The organism is Microbacterium sp. K27, assembly GCF_004794435.1.
In the GTDB taxonomy this organism is placed as follows: Bacteria; Actinomycetota; Actinomycetes; order Actinomycetales; family Microbacteriaceae; genus Microbacterium; species Microbacterium maritypicum_A.
On the sequence record NZ_SSDK01000044.1, the window covers coordinates 18,231 to 30,668 of the forward strand.

General features: G+C 70.3%; 13 protein-coding genes. 4 read left to right on the forward strand and 9 right to left on the reverse strand.

The genetic code is table 11. The features are described 5' to 3' along the window. Nucleotides 1-89 precede the first annotated feature (89 nt). On the reverse strand, nucleotides 90-674 hold the full coding sequence (locus DW307_RS14745; protein ID WP_136025079.1) for a TetR/AcrR family transcriptional regulator: 585 nt from the start codon (nucleotides 672-674) through the stop codon (nucleotides 90-92). Nucleotides 675-740: 66 nt separating this feature from the next. Between DW307_RS14745 and DW307_RS14750 the strand changes: the two genes are divergently transcribed. After that, on the forward strand, nucleotides 741-1,292 hold the full coding sequence (locus tag DW307_RS14750; RefSeq protein ID WP_136025080.1) for a hypothetical protein: 552 nt from the start codon (nucleotides 741-743) through the stop codon (nucleotides 1,290-1,292). A gap of 41 nt (nucleotides 1,293-1,333) precedes the next feature. On the opposite strand, the gene DW307_RS14755 is transcribed toward DW307_RS14750, so the two are convergent. From DW307_RS14755 to DW307_RS14780, 6 genes are read right to left on the reverse strand one after another with little or no spacing between them, the layout of a single operon-like run. Then, nucleotides 1,334-2,515, reverse strand: a complete 1,182-nt coding sequence (locus DW307_RS14755) for a multidrug effflux MFS transporter (RefSeq protein WP_136025139.1) — start codon at nucleotides 2,513-2,515, stop codon at nucleotides 1,334-1,336. A gap of 35 nt (nucleotides 2,516-2,550) precedes the next feature. Continuing rightward, nucleotides 2,551-3,534, reverse strand: a complete 984-nt coding sequence (locus DW307_RS14760; protein ID WP_136025081.1) for an alpha/beta hydrolase — start codon at nucleotides 3,532-3,534, stop codon at nucleotides 2,551-2,553. Further along, nucleotides 3,531-4,529 (reverse strand): alpha/beta hydrolase, encoded by a 999-nt coding sequence (locus DW307_RS14765; protein ID WP_136025082.1) that lies wholly within the window; start codon nucleotides 4,527-4,529, stop codon nucleotides 3,531-3,533. The genes DW307_RS14760 and DW307_RS14765 overlap by 4 nt, the downstream gene beginning before the upstream one ends. Nucleotides 4,530-4,559: 30 nt before the next feature. Then, on the reverse strand, nucleotides 4,560-5,522 hold the full coding sequence (locus DW307_RS14770; RefSeq protein WP_205810514.1) for an aldo/keto reductase: 963 nt from the start codon (nucleotides 5,520-5,522) through the stop codon (nucleotides 4,560-4,562). Nucleotides 5,523-5,529: 7 nt separating this feature from the next. Beyond that, entirely contained in the window at nucleotides 5,530-6,663 is a 1,134-nt protein-coding gene (locus DW307_RS14775) for a zinc-binding dehydrogenase (RefSeq protein ID WP_136025084.1), read from the reverse strand. A gap of 23 nt (nucleotides 6,664-6,686) precedes the next feature. Beyond that, nucleotides 6,687-7,421 carry an SDR family NAD(P)-dependent oxidoreductase gene (locus DW307_RS14780; protein ID WP_136025085.1) on the reverse strand — a complete coding sequence of 245 codons (735 nt, stop codon included), beginning with the start codon at nucleotides 7,419-7,421 and terminating at the stop codon, nucleotides 6,687-6,689. A 100-nt stretch (nucleotides 7,422-7,521) separates the two neighbouring features. Between DW307_RS14780 and DW307_RS14785 the strand changes: the two genes are divergently transcribed. Then, nucleotides 7,522-8,484 (forward strand): aldo/keto reductase, encoded by a 963-nt coding sequence (locus DW307_RS14785; protein ID WP_136025086.1) that lies wholly within the window; start codon nucleotides 7,522-7,524, stop codon nucleotides 8,482-8,484. 10 nt (nucleotides 8,485-8,494) lie between these two features. On the opposite strand, the gene DW307_RS14790 is transcribed toward DW307_RS14785, so the two are convergent. Together DW307_RS14790 and DW307_RS18305 are read right to left on the reverse strand one after the other, a co-directional pair. Next, entirely contained in the window at nucleotides 8,495-8,875 is a 381-nt protein-coding gene (locus DW307_RS14790) for a hypothetical protein (RefSeq protein ID WP_029260442.1), read from the reverse strand. A 73-nt stretch (nucleotides 8,876-8,948) separates the two neighbouring features. After that, on the reverse strand, nucleotides 8,949-9,275 hold the full coding sequence (locus DW307_RS18305) for a hypothetical protein (protein WP_231479874.1): 327 nt from the start codon (nucleotides 9,273-9,275) through the stop codon (nucleotides 8,949-8,951). A 47-nt stretch (nucleotides 9,276-9,322) separates the two neighbouring features. Here DW307_RS18305 and DW307_RS14800 point away from each other — a divergent pair, with 47 nt between their 5' ends. Further along, nucleotides 9,323-10,663, forward strand: coding sequence for an HNH endonuclease signature motif containing protein (locus DW307_RS14800; RefSeq protein ID WP_136025087.1), 1,341 nt, complete (start codon nucleotides 9,323-9,325; stop codon nucleotides 10,661-10,663). Nucleotides 10,664-10,895: 232 nt separating this feature from the next. After that, the gene (locus DW307_RS14805) at nucleotides 10,896-12,422 is read left to right on the forward strand and encodes an ABC transporter substrate-binding protein (protein ID WP_240750686.1); all 1,527 of its coding nucleotides are present in this window, start codon (nucleotides 10,896-10,898) and stop codon (nucleotides 12,420-12,422) included. The last annotated feature ends 16 nt before the right edge of the window (nucleotides 12,423-12,438 follow it).

Consider the following 12,438-nt stretch of genomic DNA (forward strand, 5'->3'; position numbering starts at 1 on the left):
CTCAATAAACGGGTTGCGATGATGATACGACGGGTCGTCGGCGGTCCACAACCACCGATTCCCGGGGCGTCGAGAGGGGCTGGCGCGGCTCAGGCGCGCCAGGGCGCGAGGATGCTGTCGAGCACCGCGAGGTGCGCGGCCGCGGGCTGGGGCTCGGTGACCTCGACGATCTGCTGCCCGTAGGTGATCGAGCGCAGCAGCGACAGTACGGCCTCGGTGGGGGTGTCGGTGCGCAGCTCGCGGTCGTGGACGGCCTCGGCGAGAGCGAGTCGGATGCTGCTCTGCCAGGTCGCGAGCGTGGGGGCTCCGGCGTCAGGCGTGGGGGCGAGGGCCGCCAGTCGCCCCCAGAAGCCGACGACCACGTGCGCCTCGGTGCGGGTGGTCTCATCGATCGGCAGCACTTCACGCATCAGCGCCTGGAGTCTCGCCAGTCCCCGCAGCCCCTCGGTGGCTGCGGCGATGCGGGCGTCGGTGCGGCGGGTGACCTCGGCGGCCGCGGCGCGCACGACCTCGTCGAAGCCCTCGAAGTAGTGCCAGAGCGATCCGGTGGCGACGCCGAGCTCCTTGGCGACGGCGCGTGAGGAGACGCTCTCGTGCCCGTCGCGGGCAGCCACGGCGAGCAGCGCCTCGGCGATCTGCCGGCGGCGCTCATCGTGGTCGACGATGCGGGGCACGTGCCCATCCTCTCGCATCATGACGAGGTCTAGCTATATTGAGCGGTTGCTCAATATACTTCCCGGGTGGAACACCTCCTTCCCGCAGCACCGTGGCTGATGGCCGCAGCGGCGATCGTCTCGGCTGTCGCCTGCATCGCGGCGTGGCGCGTCGTGCCGTGGCAGGGACGCCAGGCGTCCCTCGTGATGGCCGCGGTGATGCTGTTCCTCGCCGTCACGGACGGCGACACCCTCGCGGGGCTGATCCTCGGCGCCGTCCTCCTGCTTTCGGCGATGCTCGGCACCATGGGGGTGCGGGGCACGCCGTCGGCGGCCACGTGCTGTCACCGCGCCCTCGTGTCGCTCGTGATGGCCGCGTGCGCCTTCGAGAGCGCGTCGACGAACGCCACGGGAGCGACGGGCGCGTCGATGCAGGCGGCGGACGCGGGGCACGGCGGTCATGCACTGGACGGCGTCCTGTCGGTTCTGGTGCTGGTCGGGGTGGTGGGGGTCGTGGTGTGGACCGTCGTCGCCGAGTGGTTCGTGGCGCCGGTGCATCACGGCAGGACCGCACGACTGCTCACGACCGAGTCGTGGGCCATGGCCGTCGGTGTCGCTGCGATGTGCCTCGGGTTCTGATCGGCGAGGCCCGTCTCCGCTGGCCGGTGGCCGACGGGCTGCTACCGAGGCTCTGCGGCGGGGCGCACGAACACCCAGGCCGCGACGGCTGCCACGGCGGCGGCGATCGTCATGGTGACGGCCATGGTGAGGGAGTTCGTGCCGCCGAGGCCCGCGGCGAGGGGCGCGAGCACCGGACCGAACAGGAACGTCGCCATGCCGAGCAGGGCCGAGGCCGTGCCGGCGCGTGCGCCGTGGTGGGCGAGTGCGAGCGTCTGGCCGTTGGGGCCACCCAGCCCGGAGCACAGCATGAATCCGATGAGCGCCCCGATGACTCCGGAGACCCCGGTGCCAGTCGAGGTCAGCACGAGCAGCAGGGTGGTGGCGAGCAGCGTCGCCGTGATACCGCCGAGATACACGCGCAGGGGTCCCCAGCGGCGCACCACGAGCCGGCTGGTCTGGCTGCCGACGATGCTGGCCAGCGCCCCCGCCGCGAACGCGAGGCTGAAGGCCTGCGGGCTGAGGCCGAACTGATCCTGCAGCACGAACGACGACATCGACAGGTAGGTGAAGAACGCGACACCGCCTCCCGCCGCGGCGCACAGCACCGCCACGAAGAGGCGATCGCGCACGACGGCTGCGGTGTGCGACCGGAGCGCCACGGGGCCGGCGCCGTGCCGCCTCGACGGGGGCAGCGTCTCGGGCAGGGCGAACACCACGACGAGGAGCAGGACGACCCCGACTGCGCTGAGCACGCCGAAGATACCGCGCCAGTCCATGATCAGGGCCAGCTGGCCGCCGACGACCGGCGCGATGATCGGCGCCGTGCCGGACACGAGGAACAGCAGTGACAGCATCCGCGACAGCTCGACACCCTCGAACTGGTCGCGGGCGATGGCCAGGCAGATCACGATGCCGGCCGAGCCCGCGAGCCCCTGCAGGAAACGGGAGATCAGCAGGAGCTCGATGTTCGGAGCGACGGCGCACACGAGGGAGAGCACCGCGAAAGCCGCTACTCCGACCATCAACGGCAGTCGTCGGCCGAGTCGATCGCTCAGCGGCCCTGCCACGAGCTGGCCGAGTCCGAGGCCGATCATGCACGCCGACATCGTCACCTGCGCGAGAGCCTCCGTCGTGCCGAGCGACGCGGCGAGCTGCGGCAGCTGCGGAAGGTACAGGTCCATCGACAGGGGCCCGAAGGCCTCCAGCATCCCCAGCACCAGCATCGCCCGCAGGGTGCTCATGCGCGGGCGAGCGGGCTCCTCAGGGGCGGGGAGGCTCATCCGCCGAGGCGCAGGATGCGGCGCAGCCAGCTCTCGCGGGCGGCGACGGCGGCCTTCGAGACCTCGGCATCGGGGGAGAACCCGGAGAACCCGTGATATCCGCCGGCCCATACGTGCAGTTCGGCTCGTCCCCCGGTCGCCCAGATGCGGAGAGCGTAGTCGACGGCCTCGTCGCGGAACGTCTCCGCGGCGCCCACCTCGATGAACGCGGGGGCGAGTCCTGAGAGGTCAGCGGCGCGCGCGGGCGCGGTGTACGGCGAGACGCGGTCGGTGAAGCGGTCCTCTCCGGCGATGGCGTCCCACGCGGTGTCGTTGTTGTTCCGATCCCACGCGCCGAAACCGTCGTACTGACGGCTGGATGCGGTCTCGTTGCGATCGTCGAGCATCGGACACCCGAGCAGCTGACCGGCCAGGCGTGGCCCGCCCCGATCCCGAGTGATCAGAGCGACCGCGGCCGAGAGGCCGCCACCGGCGGACATCCCCGAGGCGATGATGCGGTCGGGGTCGATGCCGAGTTCCTCGGCGTGCGCGGCCATCCACTCGAGCGCGGCGTAGCAGTCCTCCGCCTGGGCGGGGCCGGGGTGCTCGGGCGCCAGGCGATACTCGACGGCCACCCCGACGACACCGTGCCGCTCGGCGAGGTCGATGAGCTCCGCCGTGCCGAAGAACCGGGTGCCCAGCACCATGCCACCACCGTGGATCGACAGCACGGCGGGGGCGGGGGCGGGCGCCGGCCGGGCGGGCCGTACGATCGTGATCTCGATGGCGGGAGCCCCGATGGGCCCGGGGATGGTCCGGTCCTCCCACGTGATCGCACGGCCATCGGACTGCATGGCCATGGACGGGATGATCGTCGCGAAGTGGTCGCGATTCGCGTGGATCGTGTCGGCACGCAGCGGGATGATCTCGACCATCTCGACGAACGCATCGAGTCCGGCGACGAGCTCCGGGTCGTAGGGGACAGGCAGCGGCGCGGTCATCGCGCGGCCCGCCAGATGCGACGCAGCCACGACGCGCGGGCCGCGAGAGCGGCGCGCGAGATCTCGGCGTCGGGCATGTACATGTCGAAGCCGTGCGCGCCACCTCCCCACACATGCAGCTCGGCCTGCCCGCCGGTCGCCCAGATGCGCAGCGCGTACTCGGTGTCCTCATCGCGGAACGCCTCGGCCTCGCCGACCTCGATGAAGGCGGGTGGGAGTCCCGCCACATCGACGGCGCGGCTGGGGGCGGCGTAGGCGGGAGCATCCGGATGGAAGGCGAGGTCGTCGCCCAGCACGCACGACCACGCGAGCAGATTCATCTCGCGCTGCCAGGTTCCGATGCCGTCGTACTGAAGACTGGCGACCGTGGTGTTGGTGTTGTCGATCATCGGGCACAGCAGCAGCTGTCCGGCCATGACCGGACCCTGCCGGTCGCGGGCCAGGAGAGCCACTGCCGCCGTGAGACCTCCGCCCGCGCTGCCGCCGCCGACGACGATGCGCTCCGGATCGACGCCGAGCCCGGCAGCGTTCGCGTGCACCCAGACGAAGGCGGCATAGCAGTCCTCGACTCCGGCGGGGTAGGGGTTCTCGGGGGCGAGGCGGTACTCGACGTTGACCGCGACCACGCGGTGTTCGTCGACGATGTCGACCACGCGCCCCGTCTCCCACGAGCGGTGACCGACGATCATGCCCCCGCCGTGGATGTTCACGAAGGCGGGAAGCACCTCGTCGCGGGTGTCGGCCGGACGGAACACCGTGATCTCGATCTCGGGCGCTCCGGGAGGACCGGGGATGACGTGATCCTCCCACTCGATGTCGCGCCCGGCGATGACCGCGTCGTTGTCCGGGAACATCCGGTCGACTCCGTCGCGCGGAAGGGTGTCGCGGGTGAGGGGCGGCTGCGGATTCTTCGCGAGCTCATCGAGCACGGCCTGCACCTCGGGGTCGAAGGGCACGGGGGCGACGGTCGGGTGTCCGGCGGCGGTGGCGGTCATGGTTCTCCTGGAAGCGATGGGGGAGGCGGGTCAGGGGCCTTCGGGGTCGACGACCCCGCGGTCGGCCCAGAACGGCTCGACGAGGCGGCGCAACTCCTCGATGCCGATGCGGTCGACCAGGGCTGCGGCGTCGAGATTCGCGCGCAGCTGGTCGATGCTCGATGCGCCGAACAACGTGGTCGTGAGTGCCGGATGGGTGAGCGTGAACGCGATCCCGAGCTGCGCGGGTGAGACATCGAGCGACGAGGCCAGGTCGGAGAAGGCGGGTACATCCGCGATGATCCGCTCCCGGATATCGCCGGGGTCGCGGCCGATCTGCCTGTTCCCGTTGATCTTGCCTGCGAGCACACCGCCCTCCAGGCAGTCGGAGGCCTGGAGCGTCAGCCCCTGATCCCACAGGCGTGCGAAGGGCGCGCCGTCGGGGATCGAGCGCCGGGAGACGCTGTATTTGAGCTGCGCGATCTGCGGCCCGGAGACGCCCTCCGCGGCGGCGATGTCGATCAGGGTCTGGATGCTCGACGCCGACCAGTTGTTCACACCCCAGGCGCGGATGAGCCCGGCCCCCTCGAGGCGGGCGAGGTCGAGGACGAGGTCGCGCAGGGCGAGGTCGTCGCGGCGCAGGTCGCCGAGGATCACCAGGTCGGCGTGCTCGACGCCGACCCGTATCAGCGCGTTCTCGAGCTGCGGGCGGAACCCGTCATCGCCGAACGCCTCGAGCCACAGCTTCGACGAGAGCAGCCACTCGTCGCGCCGGAGCCCTGCGGCGCGCACCATCGCCGAGAAGATCACGTCGGTGAAGACGGGCGGCGCTCCCGGTGCGGAGTACACGCCGACGTCGAACAGGTTCACGCCGCGGTCGACGGCCTCCCGGAGCATCGTGACCGCGTCGCCGAAGTCCATCCGGTCATAGGTGTGCCAGGAGCCGAGGGAGAACAGCGAGGCGTCGATGCCGCTGCGGCCGATCTCGCGGCGGGGCAGGAGGGGAGTGGTCACGGGGTCCTCACCGTCTCGGGTCGATGACGGCCTTGACCTCATCGAGCTGGTGCATGTGGGCGATCTTCGCGGAGGCGTCGGCCAGGCCGACCGGGGCGCTGAACAGGTCGTCCCAGGGGAAGCGGTCGGCGAACGCGGTGAAGAAGTCGATCGCGCGGGAGTAGTCCGAGATGTCGCCGTTGAGCGAGCCGACCACGGTGAGCTCCTTGCCCATGATCGTGCTGAGCGGGAAGCCGTCGCCTGCGGGACCGGTGGACCCGACGATGGCGACCGTGCCGCGCTGTGCCGCCATCGCGATCGCGTCGGGTCCGACGCTCGGCGCGCCGGCGAAATCGAACACGTGGTCGGCTCCGCGGCCTCCGGTGAGCGCCATGACCTGTTCGACGACCGGGCCGTCGCGGAAGTCGACGACCGCGTCGGCGCCGAAGCGTCCGGCGAGTTCCAGGCGCGACGCGGGGGCGCCGATCGTGATGACCTGGCCGGCTCCCGAGATCTTCGCGACGGCCGTGGCGAAGATGCCGAGCGCGCCGGCGCCCTGCACGACCACGCGTGAGCCGGGCCGGATGCGCCCGGCCCGTTCGAAGGCCCGCAGCACGGTCTTGGCCGCGCACCCGGCCATCGACGCCCAGGTGTCCTTCACCGACGCCGGGAGCAGCAGTTTCGCCGCCCCCGGGGTCACGTAGGCATACTCCGAGAGTCCAGCGGTGGCGAAGGGATGCACGTCGGCCCGCTGCAGGAACCCGTAGCCGCGGCGGGAGCACGCGACGGGTTCGCGCAGCACCACGCATCCGTGGCACTCGCCGCAGGTCGACTCGGACCAGCCGATGCGGTCGCCGGGGGAGAGCGGGCGTCCCAGGGCGTCCTTCGTGTCGGGCCCCGTAGCGACGATCTCGCCGACCATCTCGTGTCCGAGCACCATCGGGAGCATGCCGGGGAAGCTCATCCGGCCTTCCCAGATCTCGATGTCGGTGCCGCACAGCGTGGTGCACGAGATGCGCACGAGGGCGGCGCCGGGCTCGATCTCGGCGGGGAGGGGAAGGTTCTGCAGGGTGAGCGGTTCGCCGTGCGCGGTGAGCACGGCGGCGCGGGTCGAAGTCGGAAGCCCGGGGGCGGGCGGCAGGTCGAGCGTGGGGAGGGACATGGTTCTCCAGACGGCGGTGTCGGTCAGACCAGGAGCTGTCCGCCGTCGACGGCGACGGAGACTCCGGTGATGTGGCTGGCGGCATCGCTCGCGAGGAACAGCACGAGCGGCGTGATCTGGGAGACCTCGGCGATCGAGCCGAGGGGGATGCGCGACTCCCAGGCCGCGCGCGCCTGCGGGTTGGACGCGAAGTCGGCGGTCAGGGGCGTGAGCACAGGCCCGGGGGCGACCGCGTTCACGCGCACGCCCGCCGCGGCGAGCTCGATCGCGGCCGTGCGGGTGAGGGCGTCGACCGCGGCCTTGGTCGCCTCGTAGTGGCCGAGGCCGGGGGTGGGCTGGCGGGCGCCGATCGAGGAGATGTTGACGATCGACCCGCGTCCCGCCTCGGCGAGCAGACCGCCGAAGACGCGGAGCATGAGGAAGGTGCCGCGCACGTTGACCCGCAGGGCCGCATCGACGACGTCGACCGGGACCTCCTGGAGGGTGCCGCCGCCGGCGACGATGCCGGCGTTGTTGACCAGGACGTCGAGTCCGCCGTCGGCGACGACCCGCTCGGCCGCGGCGCGCACGGAGGTCTCGTCGCTGATATCGAGCGTGAGGGCCGTCTCGCCGATCTCAGCAGCGACGGCGGCCGCGGCATCCGCGTTCACGTCGCCGATGAAGACCTCGTCTCCGGCGTCCCGGAAGGCGGCGGCGATGCCGCGGCCGAGCCCGGATGCGCCTCCGGTGACCAGGATCCGGCGGGGAGATGCGGTCATGTTCGTCCTCACTGACGGCTGTTCTGACGGGATGTCTCCGTTATATTCTACAAACATAGAAAAACACAACCCCGTGTCTCGAGAAGGCGAAGGAGCCTCCATGCCCGAAACGACATATCCCCGGAAACGCCTGGACCCCGTAGGCGTGCCCGTGCCTCCGCTGGCGCTCGGATCGTGGAACACCTGGGACCGGATGGGGCCCGACGCGGCGGTCGCCATGATCCGCCGGGCGGTGGAGCTGGATGCCGGGTTCTTCGACGTCGCGTACTACAACATGGGCCCGCACGCCGAGAACTCGAAGACCGACGTCCTGTTCGGGCAGGCGCTGCGAGCCAGTGGCGTCGATCGTGCCGACATCGTGCTGTGCGGCAAGCTCTGGCTGTGGGACTGGCCGAACCAGGGATTCCGCGCGCAGCTCGAGGAGTCGCTGGAGCGAGCGGGACTCGACCGCTTCGACACCCTCGTGGTGGGCGACTACCTCGACGCCCCCGATATGCCGCGCCTCGTCGCCGACGTGAACGAGCTCATCGCCGAAGGGCTCGTCGACTCCTGGGGCATCAACAACTGGCGGATCGAGCACACGCGGGAGGCGCTCGCCGAGGCCGCGGAGCAGAGCGTGGCAGGTCCGGTGTTCGCGCAGTTGAAGTACGGCATCGCTCGGAGGGCGATGGCGGAGGGCGATGCCTACGGCCCGCTGTTCGCCGACGGCACGCTCGCCCTGCAGGCGTCCGATGTGTTCGAGGGCGGCATCCTGGCCACGGGGCGTGTGCCCGAGCGGAAGATCGGCGCCGACGTCGGAGGCGTCCGTGAGCAGATCGTCGCCGTGTATCCCGAGGTCGCGCGCGTCGCCGCCGGGTTCGGGGTCACACCGGCCGCACTCGGCATCGCCTTCTGCCTGTCGAACCCCGCCACCGCGAATGTGCTGTTCGGCGCCTCTCGTCTCGCGCAGCTGGAGGAGAACCACGCGGCGCTCGCGCTCGCCCGCGATCACGGAGCCGAGGTGCGTGCCGCGCTCGCCGGATGCCGGGTCGACCGCGAGGTGCGGGCCGACGGCGCGTGGTGAGGGGGGGCGCCTACGCCTCGCGCTCGCGGGCGACGGTCAGAGCGCGCTCGAACGTCGAGACGATGACCTGCCGCCGGTCGACGCGGTAGTCCTCATCGGGTTCGAGCTCATCGATGTACTCGTCCCACACGCGGACGTAGCGATCCCGCCAGGCTTCGAGCGTGCTGCTCGGCGGGAAAGTCGCCCCCACGCGGCCGGCGGATCCGATGTCGGTGAGGATCTCCAGCCAGGCGGGCGCCATCGATCCGCCCCACTCGTCCGGCTGCAGCTCGGTGTCATCGTCCTCGTCGGCGAACACCTCGGCGATCTTCGCGATGAGATCGTCCGTGATCTCGCTCAGTCCGTCGGCGACGGTGTCGTCGTCGAAGTTCCCCGGTCCCCACGTGCCCACGGCGCCCTCTTCCTCTCGGCCGTTGCGATCGGATCCAGTGAACCACGGAGTGGCTGCGGTCTGCGTGCTCGCGTCAGTGCGCGCCGCCGAACTCGATCATCGCCACACCGGCCGCGATGAGCACGACGCCGATCGCCATCCCGCGATCGAGCGCGACCGACAGCAGCCCCAGTGAGCCGGTGTAGCCGATCACGACGACGATGAGCCAGAGCGGATGCGTGAAGCCCTCGGCCGCAGAGGGGTCGCGCTGACCTCCAGGGCGATCGCGATCAGAAGAGGTGGCCAGGCCGACGGCCGCGGGCGGTCTGTCGTCGAGTGCCTTTCGTGGACCGCACGGGAGGGAAGGGGTTTCCGCGCGCAGCGCTCGACCGGGAACGACCGTCAGAATACCGGCATCCATTCGAAGATATGTTCGAAACTCGCGACCTGCTTCGGTAGAATCGAGTCATGTCGAAGTTGGCCGTACTGCACGAGGCGATGTCCCGCCTCGACGCGGCGTGGGCTGGCGCCGACGAGTCGGGCGAGTTGTCGCGCGAGCAGCTGATCGCGGTGAGTGCATCCCTCGGGGAGCTGCAGAGACGGTTGGATGCGGTGCACGTCGAGGTGGCCGCGTGCATCTCCCGCGAGTCCCGTCCGGAGTTGGGCGCGGAGAGCCTCGCGAAGCAGCAGGGCTTCCGGAACCCGGCGACGTTGATCGCGGCGACCGTGGGTGTGTCGCGGGGTGACGCGACGCGGCTCGTGAAGGTCGGGGAAGCCGTGGCGCCCCGCGCAGACCTCTTGGGTGCGCCCCTGCCTGCGAAGTATCCGGTGGTGCGCGAGGCGCTCGGTGCGGGGGTGTTGAGTGCCCAGGCGGCGGCGGTGATCATCGCGCTGTTGGATCGGTGCCGACTGCCGGCGGGAGCGGTGCGTGTCGCCGAGGCGGAGCGGGTGCTCGTGGAGAAGGCGGCGGGGCTCGCTCTCGACGACGTGCGCAAGCTGGTGGTTCGCGCAGAAGCGTGGCTCGATCCGGATGGTGTGGAGCCGCGGCTCGAGGAGCAGCGTTCCCGCCGATCGCTCACCATTCATGAGCGCGACGGGATGCTGCATCTGAACGCGATCCTCGACGCCGAGACCGCAGCCCCCGTCGTCACGGCGATCCGCGGGTACGTGACCGCCGCATTCGCCGCTCGGAAGGATGCGACGGACGCCGATGCGCCGGACGCCGACCGCCGCACGGTGCCGATGATTCAGGCTGATGCGCTCGCCGTGTTCGCCGCGCACGTGCTCGGATGTGCGACCAGGGTGCCGCTGGCGGGTGCCACGATCGTCGTGAGGGTGGGCCTCGACGACCTCGAGGCCGGCACCGGCTCCGCCGAGATCGACGGGATCGAGCAGCCGGTGAGCATCGGAGCTGCGAGGCGCATGGCCGCCGGCGGCGGAGTGATCCCGTGCGTGCTCGGAGCCGCGAGTGAAGTGCTCGACTGGGGGCGCGAGAAGCGCCTGTTCACACGGGCACAGCGGTTGGCGTTGGCGGAACGGGATGGCGGCTGCGCCATGTGCGGGCTGCCGCCCGAGATGACGAAGGCGCATCACATCCGGTGGTGGAGACGCGACCGCGGACCGACGGATCTCTCGAACGGCGTGCTGCTGTGCGAGACCTGTCACCACCGCATCCATGACAACGGATGGGATGTCCGCATCGACGGTGGCGGCGGGTGCGCGAGGGTGTGGTTCCTCCCGCCGGCCTCGGTCGACCCCGCCCGCACACCTCGTCCGGGTGGCAGAGCGCGCTTCGACATCGCCGCCTGAGCGCTGCGATCCGAGGGCAGGATGCGCCACGCCCGGCCATGCCTGCGCGCACGGACAAGGCCGGTGCGCCCCGAGGCATGAGTCGGCGCTCTCCGCGGAGGAAACGCTCTTGCGCTCTTTTTCCACGCATGTAGACTAAACAGCACGACACATCGAAGTGACGTCGGATCCGGCCTCCGGTCAGCGGCACCTCACCCCTTCTTCACCACCCCTGCACCCGAGAGAAGGAACCATGAAACGAATGCCCCTCGCGCTCGTCGCGGCCGTCGCCGCGACCCTCGCGCTCACCAGCTGCAGCGGCTCGACACCCTCGCCGTCCGGCGGCAGCGATGTCGAGAGTCCCGATGCGCTCAACATCGGGAACTTCCTCGACATCACGTCCTGGGATCCCTCGCTCGCCGACATCGGCTTCGACGGCCCGTACCTCTCCGCGGTCTACGACGCCCTGATCGCCCTCGACGCCGACGGCAACCCGATCCCGTCGCTCGCCACCGAGTGGAAGGTCGCCGACGACGACCTCAGCATCGACCTCGACATCCGCACCGACGCCGTGTTCAGCGACGGCACCCCGGTCGATGCCGACGCCGTGATCACGAGCCTCGAGTACCTCAAGGCCGGCGCTCGTTCGGGGGAGGCCTACGTCAATGCCGCCTCCTTCGAGAAGGTCGACGACGACACCGTCCGTATCGCCCTCACCCAGCGCGACGACACGATCCTGTACCTCATGGGTCTCGGCCGCAGCTACATCGCCTCCCCGGCGTCGATCGAAGCGGGCACGCTCGGCAGTGAGCCGATCGGCTCCGGGCCCTACGTCCTCGACAGCGCGACGAGCGTGGCCGGCGCCGAATATCACTTCACCAAGGCCGCCGGTCATTGGGATGCCGAGACCTATCCGTTCTCCGAGCTGGCGATCTTCCCGATCACCGACGCCACCGCACGCCACAACGCCATGCTCAGCGGTCAGATCAACGTGCAGTACGGCGACGTCGCCAACCTCGAGCAGGCGAAGCAGCAGGGCTGGAACACCGCCGAGCGCGTCTCCGGCTGGGCGGGGCTCGTGATCACCGACCACACCGGCGCCAAGAGCGAGCCTCTCGGCAAGCTCGAGGTGCGGCAGGCGCTCAACTACGCCTTCGACGGAGCCGCCGTCCTCGCTGCCGTCGGCAGCGGAGCCGGGGTCGCCACGAACCAGGTGTTCCCCGACGGCGGGCCGATCAACGACCCGTCGCTGAACGAGACGTACGCCTACGACATGACCAAGGCCAAGGAGCTGCTGGCCGACGCCGGCTACCCGGACGGGTTCGCGATCTCGATGCCGATGTCGCCCATCTTCGAGATGTGGAAGCCGTCGGCCGAGCAGGCGCTCAACGAGCTCGGTGTGAAGGTCACGTGGGACAACATGCAGATGCCGGACTACCAGTTGAACGCGCCGAACTACCCGATGTTCATCTCGTTCCTCGCGATGGACGGCAACGACGTGGCCACCGTCTCCCGTCAGGTGGCCAGCGTGCAGTGGTTCAACCCCGAGCCCGACTACGCGCAGAACGAGGTCATCGCTCCGCTCGTCGAGAAGGTGCAGACAGAGCGCGGCGACGCGCAGACCGACGCCGTCAAGGAGCTCAACAAGGCCCTCGTCGACCAGGCGTGGTGGTCGGTCTGGTACCAGGCGAACAACATCTACTACACGGCGCCCGGCATCCAGCTGCAGCCGGTGGTGGGGATGATGTTCCCGACGCTGCGCTACATCACTCAGGGCTGACGCCCGTCGGGGCGGC

What these genes read in the sequence shown, in the direction of transcription:
- DW307_RS14755 (WP_136025139.1), bottom strand. Translation starts at nt 2,515, where the DNA reads ATGAGCACCCTGCGGGCGATGCTGGTGCTGGGGATGCTGGAGGCCTTC.
- DW307_RS14760 (WP_136025081.1), bottom strand. Translation starts at nt 3,534, where the DNA reads ATGACCGCGCCGCTGCCTGTCCCCTACGACCCGGAGCTCGTCGCCGGA.
- DW307_RS14765 (WP_136025082.1), bottom strand. Translation starts at nt 4,529, where the DNA reads ATGACCGCCACCGCCGCCGGACACCCGACCGTCGCCCCCGTGCCCTTC.
- DW307_RS14775 (WP_136025084.1), bottom strand. Translation starts at nt 6,663, where the DNA reads ATGTCCCTCCCCACGCTCGACCTGCCGCCCGCCCCCGGGCTTCCGACT.
- DW307_RS14780 (WP_136025085.1), bottom strand. Translation starts at nt 7,421, where the DNA reads ATGACCGCATCTCCCCGCCGGATCCTGGTCACCGGAGGCGCATCCGGG.
- DW307_RS14785 (WP_136025086.1), top strand. Translation starts at nt 7,522, where the DNA reads ATGCCCGAAACGACATATCCCCGGAAACGCCTGGACCCCGTAGGCGTG.
- DW307_RS18305 (WP_231479874.1), bottom strand. Translation starts at nt 9,275, where the DNA reads ATGGATGCCGGTATTCTGACGGTCGTTCCCGGTCGAGCGCTGCGCGCG.
- DW307_RS14800 (WP_136025087.1), top strand. Translation starts at nt 9,323, where the DNA reads ATGTCGAAGTTGGCCGTACTGCACGAGGCGATGTCCCGCCTCGACGCG.
- DW307_RS14805 (WP_240750686.1), top strand. Translation starts at nt 10,896, where the DNA reads ATGAAACGAATGCCCCTCGCGCTCGTCGCGGCCGTCGCCGCGACCCTC.